General features: G+C 58.7%; 13 protein-coding genes. 10 read left to right on the forward strand and 3 right to left on the reverse strand.

The features are described from left to right. Window positions 1-247 precede the first annotated feature (247 nt). Window positions 248-388, forward strand: a complete 141-nt coding sequence (locus GX181_08460; GenBank protein NLM71972.1) for a hypothetical protein — start codon at window positions 248-250, stop codon at window positions 386-388. A 163-nt stretch (window positions 389-551) separates the two neighbouring features. After that, window positions 552-1,829, forward strand: a complete 1,278-nt coding sequence (locus GX181_08465) for a Glu/Leu/Phe/Val dehydrogenase (protein ID NLM71973.1) — start codon at window positions 552-554, stop codon at window positions 1,827-1,829. Between the two features lie 74 nt (window positions 1,830-1,903). Here GX181_08465 and asnS read toward each other — a convergent pair whose 3' ends face one another. After that, on the reverse strand, window positions 1,904-3,205 hold the full coding sequence (gene asnS / locus GX181_08470) for an asparagine--tRNA ligase (protein ID NLM71974.1): 1,302 nt from the start codon (window positions 3,203-3,205) through the stop codon (window positions 1,904-1,906). Window positions 3,206-3,295: 90 nt separating this feature from the next. Here asnS and GX181_08475 point away from each other — a divergent pair, with 90 nt between their 5' ends. Next, window positions 3,296-4,678: a hypothetical protein gene (locus GX181_08475; GenBank protein NLM71975.1), complete on the forward strand. Its 1,383-nt coding sequence runs from the start codon at window positions 3,296-3,298 to the stop codon at window positions 4,676-4,678. 16 nt (window positions 4,679-4,694) lie between these two features. Here GX181_08475 and GX181_08480 read toward each other — a convergent pair whose 3' ends face one another. Continuing rightward, window positions 4,695-5,537, reverse strand: a complete 843-nt coding sequence (locus GX181_08480; protein ID NLM71976.1) for an HAD family hydrolase — start codon at window positions 5,535-5,537, stop codon at window positions 4,695-4,697. Window positions 5,538-5,595: 58 nt separating this feature from the next. Here GX181_08480 and GX181_08485 point away from each other — a divergent pair, with 58 nt between their 5' ends. Next, entirely contained in the window at window positions 5,596-6,972 is a 1,377-nt protein-coding gene (locus GX181_08485; GenBank protein ID NLM71977.1) for a PLP-dependent aminotransferase family protein, read from the forward strand. A 3-nt stretch (window positions 6,973-6,975) separates the two neighbouring features. On the opposite strand, the gene GX181_08490 is transcribed toward GX181_08485, so the two are convergent. After that, entirely contained in the window at window positions 6,976-7,215 is a 240-nt protein-coding gene (locus tag GX181_08490) for a hypothetical protein (GenBank protein ID NLM71978.1), read from the reverse strand. A gap of 157 nt (window positions 7,216-7,372) precedes the next feature. On the opposite strand from GX181_08490, the gene GX181_08495 reads away from it, so the two are divergent. The 6 genes from GX181_08495 to GX181_08520 all read left to right on the forward strand — a co-directional run bounded on the left by GX181_08495 (window position 7,373) and on the right by GX181_08520 (window position 13,456). After that, window positions 7,373-8,032, forward strand: coding sequence for a GntR family transcriptional regulator (locus GX181_08495; protein ID NLM71979.1), 660 nt, complete (start codon window positions 7,373-7,375; stop codon window positions 8,030-8,032). A 161-nt stretch (window positions 8,033-8,193) separates the two neighbouring features. After that, window positions 8,194-9,333: a DegT/DnrJ/EryC1/StrS family aminotransferase gene (locus GX181_08500; protein NLM71980.1), complete on the forward strand. Its 1,140-nt coding sequence runs from the start codon at window positions 8,194-8,196 to the stop codon at window positions 9,331-9,333. 106 nt (window positions 9,334-9,439) lie between these two features. After that, window positions 9,440-10,135 (forward strand): zinc metallopeptidase, encoded by a 696-nt coding sequence (locus tag GX181_08505; GenBank protein NLM71981.1) that lies wholly within the window; start codon window positions 9,440-9,442, stop codon window positions 10,133-10,135. 104 nt (window positions 10,136-10,239) lie between these two features. Then, entirely contained in the window at window positions 10,240-10,923 is a 684-nt protein-coding gene (locus tag GX181_08510; protein ID NLM71982.1) for a hypothetical protein, read from the forward strand. Then, on the forward strand, window positions 10,920-12,251 hold the full coding sequence (locus GX181_08515; GenBank protein NLM71983.1) for an RNA methyltransferase: 1,332 nt from the start codon (window positions 10,920-10,922) through the stop codon (window positions 12,249-12,251). Before GX181_08510 ends, GX181_08515 begins: the two co-directional genes overlap by 4 nt. Further along, a complete protein-coding gene (locus GX181_08520) occupies window positions 12,251-13,456 on the forward strand; it encodes a PASTA domain-containing protein (GenBank protein NLM71984.1) in 1,206 nt (401 codons plus the stop codon). Before GX181_08515 ends, GX181_08520 begins: the two co-directional genes overlap by 1 nt. Window positions 13,457-13,462 lie beyond the last annotated feature (6 nt).

Raw genomic sequence — 13,462 nt, forward strand, 5'->3', positions numbered from 1 at the left:
GCCCGAGGATTTCCTACGGCTGGCCCGCTCCCAGGGGTTCGGGGTTTATTGACGGAAGGGGAGAAAAAATATGGGGAGCTTGAGGATCGCAGCGGATGAGAAGGTGATGGAGAAACTGAGGAAGATGGGGGAGGTTCACGCCGTTCAGAGGACCTTGGGAATGGGCTGAAGCGCCAGGAGGGTCGTCCGCATAGAGGACGGCAGGCCTTCGGCGGAGGCCGAGTACACGAGGATAGAGCAGGACGGGGTGATCCTCTGGGTCCCCTCCTTCATCGAGTTCGTCAACGACGAGGTCGCCGTGGTGCAAAGGGGGCTGCCGTGGTCCTCGTACCTGATGATCGCGGGTGTCCTGCTTGACAGCGACGGGGAAGGGTGTTGCAGGGGATAATCGGGCGGAGAACTATTCGATATCGGAATGTTTGTTTTAGGCAAAGGTATTCAGGATAATTACGGTGTATTTCCATTAGTCGCTTGTTCTTTGGAAAAAGAGTGTTATGATATTTACGTGGTCTCAAACGGCAAAAGCCGTAATTCTACAGGAGGTGTGTTTCATGTCTGCTGAAAAGCGTACTTCCTCTAACGTCCTTCTCGACACCGCACTGAAAAACTTCTACGCAGCCGCTGAGGAGATGGGCCTGAGCGATGATCTCATCGACATTCTCAGCCACTCCGAGCGCAGGACCGCCGTCGCCATCCCGGTCGAGATGGACGATGGCTCTGTAAAGGTGTTCAACGGTTACCGGGTGCTTCACTCGGCCGCGATCGGCCCGGGCAAGGGCGGCGTCCGCTTCCACCAGGATGTCTGCCTCGACGAGTGCGAGGCGCTCGCGATGATGATGACCTGGAAGTGCTCGCTCGCCGGTATCCCCTACGGGGGCGGAAAGGGCGGCGTCGACTGTGATCCTCTCCAGCTCTCGAAGAAGGAGAAGGAGAGAGTGGCCCGCACGTGGGCGGCCCGAATGGCACCCGTGATCGGCTCGTGGACCGACGTGCCCGCGCCTGACGTCGGAACCAGCGGACCGGAGATGATGTGGTTCATCGACACCCTGAGCAAGATCCACAATAGGCTCGATCCGGCGGTCTTCACCGGCAAGCCCGTCGGCATGTGGGGATCCAAGGGACGCACGGCGGCCACCGGGTACGGAGTGGCGACCTGCGCTCTCGAGCTTCTGAAGAATCTGAACCTCGATCCCTCAACGATCAAGGTCTCCATCCAGGGATTCGGCAACGTCGGGACCTATGCAGCCCTTACAATGGTAAACGCCGGCGCGAAGGTCGTGGCCATCAGCGATATCACCGGAACCTACTACGCCCCGAACGGGCTCGACATCAAGAAGGCCATGGAGCACGCGCAGAATCACCCCAAGAAGCTGCTCGAGGGCTTCACCTGCGACGGCTGCCAGAAACTGGACCTCAACGAGGCCATCTACGCGGAGTGCGACATCTTCATGCCGTGTGCGCTCGAGGGAGTCATCACCGGGGAGAACGCCGACAAGGTGAGGGCGAAGTACATAGTCGAGGCGGCCAACGGCCCGATCACCCCCGAGGGAGACGCGATCCTCGACAAGAAGGGCGTGTTCGTCGTCCCCGACTTCCTGGCCAACTCCGGCGGGGTCATCGGCTCCTACTTCGAGTGGTGCCAAAACCTCAGCGGTTTCTTCTGGACGGAGGAGGAGTACAACGAGAGGCTCATTCGCATCATGAAGGACAACTTCCAGCTCGTCTGGGCCTACGCCAAGGAAAAGAACGTCAAGATGCGCCGCGCGGCCTTCATGGCTGCGATCCAGAGGGTCGCGGACGCGGTCCGCATGAGAGGCGTGTTCCTGTAGAGATCGCTCCTCGATCAGCCTATGGCAAAAAAGCGGCCCGACGGGCCGCTTTTTTTATTTCATGATCGGTTTGATCAGGGCTTGAGCCTGTAGATGGTGCGAGGCCAGGGGATCGCCTCTCGTATGTGCTGCAGCCCCCCTATCCATGCCACCAGCCTCTCTATTCCCAGGCCGAAGCCGCTGTGTATGAAGGTGCCGAACTTGCGCAGGTCCAGGTACCAGTCGTACGCCTCCTCCGGAAGCCCCTCTTCCCTGATCCGGGAGAGCAGCCTGTCGTAGTCGTCCTCCCTCTGGGAGCCGCCGATTATCTCCCCGTAGCCCTCGGGCGCGAGCAGGTCATCGCATAGGACGAGGTCGGGGTTCGTCGGGTGCTCCTTCATGTAGAAGGCCTTGATTTTTTTGGGGTAGCACTCGACGAAGACCGGCTTGTCGAACTGCTGGGTGAGTATGGTCTCGTCCTCGTTTCCGAAGTCCTCGCCGTAAGGGGTCCGGCTGCCGAGCTCGTGCAGCATCTCCATTGCCTCGTCGTACTGAAGGTGATAGAAGGGGGCCTTCACGTTCTCCAGCTTCGAGACGTCGCGTTCCAGAATGGCGAGCTCGGGGCGGCAGTGTCTCAACGACTCGGAGACTATGTGGCAGACGAGCCCCTCCTGGAGCTCCATGTTGTCCTCGTGGTCGTAGAAGGCGACCTCCGGTTCAAGCATCCAGAACTCTGTCAGGTGCCTCCTGGTCTTTGACTTCTCCGCCCTGAATGTCGGGCCGAAGCAGTAGACCTTGCCGAACGCCGCGGCCGCGGCCTCGGCGTAGAGCTGCCCTGTCTGGGCCAGGTAAGCCTTCTGCTCGAAGTAGTCGAGTTCGAAGAGGCCTGACGCCCCCTCTCCCGCTGCGCCACTTATGATGGGGCTGTCGATCAGCAGAAAGTCGTTCTGCTGCAGGTACTCGCGCGCGGCTCTGATCACTCGGTCTCTCAGGCGCATGATCGCCTGCTGGCGGCTGCTTCTCAGCCACAGGTGGCGGTTGTCGAGCAGGAAGTCCACCCCGTGGTCCTTCTTTCCCAGGGGGTACTCGTCGACCGGGTTCTGATATACGCACAGATCGGTCACCAGGAGCTCGACCCCCGACGGGGCCCGGTCGTCCTTCTTGACAAAGCCGTATACCTCCACCGAGGCCTCGAGGCGAAGCCCCTTGGCCGTGTTGAAGATATCCTCCGGGACTTCGTTTTTCACCATGACTCCCTGTACTGATCCAGTGCCGTCGCGAAGCTGCAGGAAGTGAATCTTGCCGGAGCTCCTCATGTTGTAGAGCCAGCCGCGTATAATCACTTTTTCCTCGATATGGGACGGGAGATCTTTTATTGCGGTCCAAGATTTCGCCATCGACATTCTACCTCCATCATCCGAAGGGATTTGTACTCTGACCATATGCAGTATATGATACACTAAGCAAAAATAAAAGGAGGGGAACCGGTGCACATTCCCCGTTTAGTCTTCGCTGAAGAGAGAAAAGCGGACAAAATCGCTCCCAGCATACTGATCGCATCTGTCTTGAAGGGCATGGGGCGCCCCGTGCGCTTTTTCAGCACCGGAAGCGACGAGCGGTACATCAAGCTCCTGGAGCTTGTCACAGGCCAGAAAACGACCATTCTCGACCCGTTCGCATGCGGGAGCAACCGCAACATGAAGCTCCTGTTCCAGGTCGCGGCGTCCCCTGACGCGCTTAATATAGTCTTCAGCTCCCTCGGACAGAGACAGGAACCAGGGGTCTTCAACGTCAGTCCGATCCCCGGCGATATAGCAAGAACGCTCGAGAGCCCGGTGGTGCTCATGCTGTACGCTGATAACCCCGCGGCCGTGACGTCTCGCGTTCTGGAGAGCGTGGCGAAGCAGATCTCCTCCCAGGAGATGCGCCCCTCGGCGGTGCTGTTCTCCTCCGCCTTCAACCCGAGGGAGTATCAGCTGCTGGAGATCGAGGCCGGGCGAAGGACGCCCCTTCTGAACCTTGGATTTGTTCCGAAGACGCTCGAAAAGGAAGCCCCCGCTCTGATGGAGTTGTGCATCAAGGAGATGGGTACCCGGGCCGTATTCCCTGTAAAGGCCGCTACCGCGCAGCTACAGGGAATGATCAACCAGGTGGAGTGGGATATCCTGTGGGGCTTCGGAAAGAGAAACACCAAGTGGGGGGCCGTGCAGGACTCTCATAAGGGACTGGGAGGGGGCATTCACGTCGGCATTCTGTCGAACTCCGACTATGACCTCGAGGGAGACAACGCGGAGCTTCTCTTTAGATACCTAGGATGCAAAACGACCATCGTGCCCCTCGACGGATCCCTTCCGAGCGCTAGGCTCGACGCCCTGTACATCCCTCATGCCCCGGGCTTCCTGTGCGCCGAGAACCTCCTCGCCAAGCAGGACATGCGCAGGTGGTTCACTTCGTTTTTAAGGTCGACCAAGCCCGTCATGATCAACGGCGGTGTCACACCGTTGCTGGGAGAGTATTTCTCCCTCCCGAATAAAAAGCGGTACGAAGGACTCAAGCTCTTCCCGTTCAACGGAGTTTACGAAATGCCTTCGCATAACGGCCTTGGAAGGGTGGAGGCCACCTCCTCGTTCGAAGGGGATATCATGTTGAACAAGGGGGAGAAGATCAGAGGTTTCCTTCCGGTTTATGCGTCAGTTGTCGACCCGGGAAACACCTCCGGCGCCTTCTGGATCGTGAGTGACCCGGCAAAAAGCGCGGAGACCGGACTGTCCGGATGGAGCACAGCCTCCTCGATCGCGACCGAAATCCGCCTTGAGCTTTGGAGCAACGTGGAGGGCGTGCTTCGCTGGTTGGTCAAAAGAAAACAGTAAGAGAGGAGACGGGTCTTCAGATTATGCGGTGATGCATGAGGGCCTCCTCCGGAGAGGAGAACGATATAGGCTCGTCCGGCAGCAGGGCGCCGATCAGGGCGAAAACCCCTCTGCCGAACGACCGCAGAGCTTTCCTGTCGCTCTCCGTGTCCCCTAGAAAGAGGGGATTGGACGCACCGGCCGCTTCGCAGAGCAAGCTCAATCCCAGGGGGGACGGTTTGGTGATCCCCAGGTCGGCCGTGATGATCATACGGGGCGGGAAGTCCTGCCAGCCGATCCTTTCGAGGGCCGGCACCAGCTCCCTTCTCGACCTTCCGGTGTAGATCCCGGACGGAACCGGGAGGGAGTTCCAATGCATCGATATCAAGGGGCGCTCGTTGCTCTGCAGGCCTGTTCTCGGTGTGGGAAGCACCCTCCCCTCCAGCCGCGTCTCCGCCCCGAAATAGAGCTCGTCGCAGACCCTGTGAACTGTCTCCCTGTCCACATGCTCCCCGAAAGACCTTCTAACCCAGGAGGGGACGTCCATATTCGAGCAGCCGTCGAGCAGGGATCTCCACTCTTCGGGCGAGGGCAGGCTTTCGGCGAGCGATTCCCTGTCGTTCGCGGCCGCGCAGCAAGCCGCCGCCCACGCTATATCGTAATCGTCGTTGAAGGCCGGGTGAGTCTTGGTGAGGGTGAAGTGCTCCTTCGAGAAGGATGAATCCGCGTTCTGCCGCCCGAGCGGCACTGTCCAGGCCCAGCGAAGGGCCTCGACGATTACCTCGTAAAACGATCGGGAGGTGTCGACTAGGACTCCGTCCACATCGAAGATAACGATATCATGCGCCGCCGCGGGCCTCTGGATGTTCAGGAGCACCAACCTCCCTCGGAGTTTTCCCGCCGAGTATTTTACCAGAGTTTTCGCGGGAGGGCGAAAGGTGGCGATTCGGGTGCTTCTGGAAATACCTCTGAACTACTCCTCGGGCGTTCTCTACCTGCAGCTCGCCCAGCACTTGGAGAAGATGATCCTCTCCGGCAGCATAACCTCGGGGGAGCGCCTCCCCGGAACCAGGGAGCTCGCCAGGATGCTGAAGGTCAGCAGGAGCACGGTGGTCTCGGCATATTCCGTCCTGGTTGAAAAGGGCCTTGCCCATCAGTCCGAGAGGAGCGGCACGTACGCCTTGAACCCGAGGTTGGAGGGCGAGGAATCCTCTCCGGATGAAGAGGCGCTGTTCCGATTCGACTCCGAGTCCCCCTGCAAAGAGCTGCTGCCCCTGTCCGGTCTTTCCGAGATATTGTGGGATATGTCGTCGCCCGAGCTGGAGAGCGCGCTTGAGACAAGCCCCGTCGAGGGGCAGCCCGCCCTCAGGCGCCAGCTTCTGCACCATGCGGCGCTGAGGGGGATCCCGGCTCATCCCGAAGAAGTGGTGGTCACCTCCGGGGGAAAGGACGCTCTGTCTACGGTCTTTCGTTCATTGAAATGCCTTGGAATCTCAAGGCTGTGGGTGGAGGAGCTGACCTACGGAGAGATACCCGGCATCGCAAAAAACGAGCGGTTGCCGCTGAGGACCGTTCCGCTGATGGACGAGAGCTCTCTTTCGTTGCTTGAAAAACTGACCCCGAAGGATGTCCTCTATCTCATTCCCAGCTTTCAAAATCCCACGGGACGCACTATGTCGCACGAGTTGCGGGAAAAAGTCCTGTCGGCCCGTCGACGGAGCGGGTTTCTGATACTGGAGGACGACAGCTACGGCGAGCTTCGCTACGGCGAGAAGTCCATCTCCGCCCTCAAAGCCATGGACGAAGGCGCCGGCATAATCTACATCGGCTCCTTCAGCCAGGCTCTTTTTCCCGGCATGAGGCTTGGATACACCCTCCTCCCTCTCTCCTTGAGGGAGACCTATTTGAAGGTCAGCTCCCTTCGCCAGGGGCATGTCTCGTCACTTGTCCAGTCGGTAGTCACCCGCTTTCTCGCGGAGGGCAAGCTCGCCGCGGCGGTCGAAAGGGCGAGGAGAGTGCTGTCCGGAAGGATGAACAGGCTGGTCCCGTTGCTTAAGGCCTACTTCCCGGCCTCGAACGTCGTTTGGCCCGAGGGGGGGATTTTTCTCTGGCTCCCCGTGCCGGGGATGGATGGCGCCCACGCCGCCATTCTTGCCGGCGGGCAGGGTGTCAGGGTCACTTCGGGTGAGAGATTCGCCCCGAGAAAGACCAAGGTCTCAGCCGTACGCCTCTCAGTGGCGGCGGTACCGGAGGAATCGCTGGAGGAGGCCGTGTCCAGAATCGCAAGGGCATGGTCGGGGGGGTCGACCGTTTGAAACCTATCCGTCGTCGGGAGGCGCGACAATCGTCCCCTCTTCACTGGAGGCCTCAAGGTCGATCGAGACCAGCCACCTTCTCCAGAGCCACAGGGCCGCGGCCGCGGCCCCTCCGCCCCCGAACAGGCCAAGGGCGATATAATCGAGCCTTCCCCGTCCGAATAGAAAACCTCCCATGCCTGCCACGGCATAGCTGAACAAGAGCACGGAACTGACGGACAGCATCAAGACAATGGTGCGCAAGGTCGTACTCATCCTTTCGAGATAATCCCCAAAAAAAAACGGCTAAATATGTCTTGTAGTTTTGTCGCAAATATGATAAGGTGCGCCAAGACGTATAATACAGACTGTTATACAACGAATTTGTCGTTGTCGGAAAAATTTTAAGGAGGTCCACAGATTGAGAGAGACAAGATTATACACCACTTCGGCCGATTACGCATACCAGGAGCTTCGTCACAGGATAATTACAAAACAACTCAAGCCGGGACAGCGTCTCCCCGAGGTGAACATCGCTGCCCAGATGGGTGTCAGCCGTACGCCTGTAAGGGAGGCCCTCAGGCGCCTTGCGAGCGAGGGCCTGGTCCAGATCATCCCGAACAGCGGGGCACGTCTTGCAGCCCCAACTGTCAGGGAGATCGAGGATACTTTCCTTGTTCGGGAACAGCTGGAATGTCTTGCTATTGAACTGGCGGCCGATAAAATCGGCGATCGACACCTGCGTCGAATCGAAGAGGCGCTCATCGAGGAGAGCAGGGCCATAGAGGACAAGGAGTTGGAGACCTACCTCGAGGTCAACGAGGCCTTTCACAAGACCGTCGCCGATGCGAGCGGCAACAAGGTGCTGGTGGAGTACGTCGAGAACATCCTTGCGAGAACGAACGCATACGTCGTATTCTACGACCCCTTTTTCAAGCCGGAGACGACGCCTTCTCCCGACGACCACAGGCGCATACTCGCCGCGTTGAAGGACAAAGACAAGGAGAAGTGCATTGAGCTTATGAAACTGCATCTAAAAAAGACGGTCATAAGCCTGGATAAAATAGTCTCTTACGAATAGTCGCCAAGGCTGGCGACAATATGTCCGATGATTGTCTCTGGCGAAGTCCGCATTTTTTCGCCACAAATCCGATGAAACAGGTGATGATGCTGGATAGATACAACACGCACGGAGCGATGGATTATTCCCGCTCCGCTGCTTATTGGGGAGGATAACAGCTCATGACGGACAGGATCCCGACATTGGACTTGGTCAGGAACTACAGGACTATCAAAGAGGAGATTCTTGAAGCTCTCGATTCGGTGCTGGAAAGTCAACAGTTCATCCTTGGACGGGAGGTCGGGCTCTTCGAGGAGGAGTGCGAGAGCTACCTCGGGGATGTCTCCGCAATAGCCTGTGCATCGGGCACGGACGCGCTTGTCTTGGCGCTCATGGCCCTTAACGTCGGGCCGGGGGACGAGGTGCTGACGACTCCGTACAGCTTCTTCGCGACGGCGAGCAGCATCGTGAGGCTCGGTGCCGTGCCGGTTTTCGTAGACGTGGATCCCGATACGTTCAACATCGACGTTGATAAGGCGCTTGACGCTATAACTCCCAGGACGAAGGCCTTCATGCCGGTCCACCTCTTCGGTCAGATGACGCCCCTTGAAAAGTGCATGGATGAATTCGAGAGCAAGGGAATCGCCGTCGTCGAGGATGCGGCCCAGGCCTTCGGCGCGACGCGGCTCGCGGGCGGCGGGCTTATGCGTGCAGGGGCGGTTGGCCGCATGGGATGCTTCTCCTTCTTCCCCACCAAAAATCTGGGAGGTTACGGAGACGGAGGCATGGTGGTCACCAGGGACGACGAGGCCGCGAAGCGCCTGGGAAAACTAAGGGTGCACGGGGCGTCGACCATGTATTTCCACGACGAAGTCGGTCTGAACAGCCGCCTGGATACTCTTCAGGCCGCGATACTGAGGGTCAAGCTTCGTCACCTCGAGGAATGGAACGAGGAGAGGCGAGCGGTGGCCGACAGGTACTTCGCCCTCTTCGCCGAGGACATACCGGGTGAGCATGTGGTCATTCCTCGTGAGCTGGAGGGGAATCGACATATTTATCACCAGTACGTAATTCGCGCAGAAAGACGGAACGAACTGCAAAGACACCTCGAGAGCGAGGGAATAGCCAGCAGAGTGTACTACCCGCTGAGCCTCCATTTGCAGAGGTGTTTCGAGTTCCTCGGATATAAAAAGGGCGATTTTCCCGTGTCCGAACGGCTCAGCGAAGAGACGCTCGCTCTTCCCGTCTTCCCGGGCCTCACGCTGGATGAGCAGGTGCGCATAGTCGGAGCGATAGGACAATTCTTTCGTAAAAAGTCCTGACCATTATTGCTCAATCCGGTATAACCGTGTAAAATACTGATGGATATGTGAGGCTGGCGGGGTAATCTCTTGCCAGTGAAAAATAGCGGCGTCGGAGGTGAGGGCCATGTTTCCGTTTTTCTTCGATTCAACCATGATATTCTTGCTGCCCGCTCTCTTTCTTGCCATGTGGGCGCAGATGAGAGTGAAGACAGTCTTTGCAAATTACAGTCAAGTTCCTTCGCGCAAAGGAGTGACGGCTTCCGCGGTCGCCAGGGAATTGCTCGACCGGCTCGGGCTTTCAGGTGTTCCCATCAAAAGGGTGCGGGGCAATCTCACGGACCATTACGACCCGCGGGACAAGAGCCTCAGCCTTTCAACCGCAGTGCACGACAGCACCAGCATAGCAGCTATCGGCGTAGCGGCGCACGAGGTGGGGCACGCCATCCAGGACAGCAAGAACTACTCGCCCCTGAGGATTCGGAACTCGATCGTCCCCATCGTGGGAATTGGCTCCTCCTTGGCCATTCCGCTCTTCTTCATCGGCCTGCTCCTGAGGGGGGAGACACTGATGAACCTAGGGATCTTTCTCTTCCTGGGAGTGATCCTGTTTCACCTGGTGACCCTGCCCGTCGAGTTCGACGCGAGCAACAGGGCTTTGAAGATCCTCTCGGACACGGGGATGCTGGGTAGCGACGAGATAAGCGGGGCAGGCGCCGTCTTGCGCGCGGCCTCTTGGACCTACATCGCCGCCACTGTGATGGCTTTTGCCCAGCTGATAAGACTTCTCGCTCTAAGGGGCATGTCAGGCAACAGAAGATAGCCCGCCTCGCAGACGACCTTCAAGGCAAAGAACGGGAAAGTGGAGCGGCTTCCCCGGTCGCTCCACTTTATGCTACTTCTTCAAGGTAGAAAGGGACGGAAAATATGCCTCTGCTTCTTTTTCTGATTTTAATCTTTCTTTTTCCGTGGCTTTTCCTGTTGCTCGTGCTGCTGTTCTATGTCCTGATCCCGCTGGGCTTTACGATTCAGACATTCCTTTGGCTGATATACGAGCCGGTGAGATTGCTTAAAACAGTGACCGACGGGCGGGTGCGACGGAACCACGGGCTGATGCACGCCACCATAAACGTCCTTGAAGAGGGGATGGGACAGCTTGACATCGAGGGGATGCCCACGGCTGACGGCTTCTCTCTTAGAGGGAAGATCGGACCCGAATCCGCTCTTCATGCGGCCACGGAGGCGCTGGACCGTTTGAAAAGAGGTGAAGTATCCCTGGCAGCATATCGAAGATGCGGGATAAGCGTTTTATTCGCAAACACCATGCTGGCTTTGGTTCTCTATGTCTTGCTCCGACTCATCGGCGCGGGCGGCTTGGTGTCGGCGGGATTGACCCTGGCGGCGGTCTGTTTCGCCGGATCAAAATCCGGACTGTTCGCGCAGCGCCTGGGTACCGTGTCGTCAAACCTGGACGACATGGAGATAACGGGTGTGGAAATAAGCGGGGAGCGTGTTGCATTCGGCGGCATGACCTTTTTCTCCCCTGCCGGAGTGTTCGTGCGAACTAGAAAGATGGGGGCGCCCAGGGTAGCGGAGGTAGTCTCTCCGTGAGGGGTGTCGAGGCAGCGCTGGCAGTTTTGGGGCAGGTGAGACAGGGAAGGTTTGCCTCCGAGGCCATACGGCGCCTGGGAGACTCGATGTCCCCCGGAGATTTGACACTCGCCTCCTCTCTGGTCTACGCTGCACTTAGAAGGCAGCAGCTCTGGAGGGAGATATTCCTGTCCTTCTACAGGGGGTCTCCGGGCAGCCTCACCAGGGAGCTGGAGGATTCCCTGTGCGTGGGCACAGCGGGGTTGCTCGAGTTGAGGAATTTTGCCCCAAGAGTCCTCGTCAACGCATTGGTCCAGGCCCGAAAGGACGGGGGGGACGAGCGAGGCGCCCGATTGCTCAACGCGGTGCTGCGCAGAGTCTCCGAGGGAGGAGCCGAGAGGCTTGCAAGGATAGGATCGTCTGGAAACGCGAAGGAGCAGGCGCTCTTCGCGGGAATTCCCCTCTGGATTGCGAATATCTGGCGCAATACATTCGGAGAAGAGGGGAAAACTCTCTTGAGGTTGGCGCGCATTCGCTCCTACTCCTCCTTCCGGGTTTTCCCCGAGGAGAGGATCGACACCATCATCGATCGGGCTGGACAAGCCGGTCTTCGCTGCTGGCGATCGCCTCTTCTGCCCTATAGCGTGCGCTTGAGCGGCACTGTGTTCCCTCCCTCTTTCCCCGGCTTCGCGGAGGGGTGGGCCACTCCGCAGTCGGAGGGATCGATGCTAGTGTGCGAGGCTGCGAAGAGCGTCTACAGGAAGGGGCCTATCCTGGAGATGTGCTCCGGGAGGGGAATAAAGACCGGCCTGTTCGCGCAGCTCCTTCCCGGGACGCCGATAGAGGCCTTGGAGCTCTCCCCCAGGCGTGTCTCGGCCGCCGAGCGGGAGATGACAAGGCTGAAGCCGCCGGTTCGCCCGGTGTTTCGAGTTGGAGACGCCCTGACCTCGACCCCGAACATCGTTCCCGGATTGATCTCGCTTGACGCTCCATGTTCCGGGAGCGGCACATGGAGTCGGCGCCCCGAGGGGAAATGGCGTCTTTCACCGGAAAAACTGAGGTCTTTAACGCTTCTGCAAAAAGATTTGCTGAAAAAGGCTGTCTCCCTCCTTGCGCCGGGAGGAATTGTAGTCTACTCTACTTGTAGTCTTCTTAAAGAGGAAAATGAGAGTGTTGTCGCCGAAGTCCTGTCCGAGGATTTATCTATAACGGAGCTGCCGTTCCCTATTACGGCGAAGCACCTTCGAAGAGGAAGGCCTTGGGGAGTGTACGTTTGGCCCGAACTGCCGTGGCTTGACGGCTTTTACATGGCGGCAATTTTAAAAAGATCGGGAGGGAAGGACTCTTGATGGGAAGAATTCTTCGCTGGGCGATCGTCCTGGCGCTTTTGGTTATCTTGATCTCAGGAAGCATGGCCTTCTACACCGTATTTTTCGGGGGCAAGGACCTTGTAATACCTCCCCTGAGAGAGATGTCGGTCCTGGACGCCGTGGAGAGCGCCGAGCGGATGGGGCTCGAGGTCAGGATCGAGCAGATCGACTCCTCGGTCTCCGCCGGGATGGTGCTTGCCCAGTGGCCCGACCCGGGCACGAAAGTCCGAAGGGACAAGACCGTGATTCTGAAGGTGAGCAAGGGCGGAAACAAGAGAGGCATATCGGATCTCAGGGGCCTTGAGCAGGGACAGGCCATTCGCGCGATAGAGGAGCAGGGGCTCCCGGTCGGTGATATCCTCAAAATACATGACAATTCTCGCCCGGCCGGCGCTGTGATCGCCCAAAATCCCGCCTCTCCCGCCATGATCGACAGCGAAAGAAAAGTGGACCTTCTTGTAAGCCTCGGCCCGGTCCCGAAGGATGGGCGAATCCCGGTTCCCGACATAGCCCAGCGCGATGAGAGTGCCGCGAGGCAGATACTTCAGCAGAGCGGGCTGAAAGTCGGAGGAGTCGAGTACGTCGCCACGCAACACACGCCGGAGGGCATGGTTATGGGGACCAAGCCGAAATCCGGTTCCATGGTGCGCCAGGGTGACTCGATAGTGATCCAGGTTGCCACCTCGAGGAAAAAGACTCCCGAGCCGACTCAACCGCCTGTGCCGGTCGATCCTGACTTAACGGGTGTGGTTGTGGAGCAGCCGCGGGTTCCCCCCAGCCAGATAGGACCGGTCGGTCCCGTCCGGCCGATGACGCCGGAGCAGATTGAACTGGCGGGAGCGACAGGCCTTGCGCCCGGAGAGCTCCCGATGCCCGTGCCTGTCACGCCGGTTGCTCCTGTCACGCCGGGAAAGCCCGCGACGCCGGAGACGGAGACGCCCGCACCGACCCCCGGGGTCGCGCCCGCCGGCACTGGATTGGCTAAGATCCGCTACCAGGTGCCGCCTTTGACCAAGCCTCTCTCTCTGAAGATAGAGATGGTCGACGGGACGGGGACGAAACCTCTTCTCACGCGTAACGTCAATGGAGGGGAGTTCATCTCCCTTGATTCCCCCTTCTACTCGGAGGCGGTCGTGACCGTCTACCTGGGAGGGGAGTTCGTATGGCAGGAACGCTACAAGTGAGTAAAA

It is taken from the genome of Synergistaceae bacterium, from assembly GCA_012521675.1.
In the GTDB taxonomy this organism is placed as follows: Bacteria; Synergistota; Synergistia; order Synergistales; family Aminobacteriaceae; genus JAAYLU01.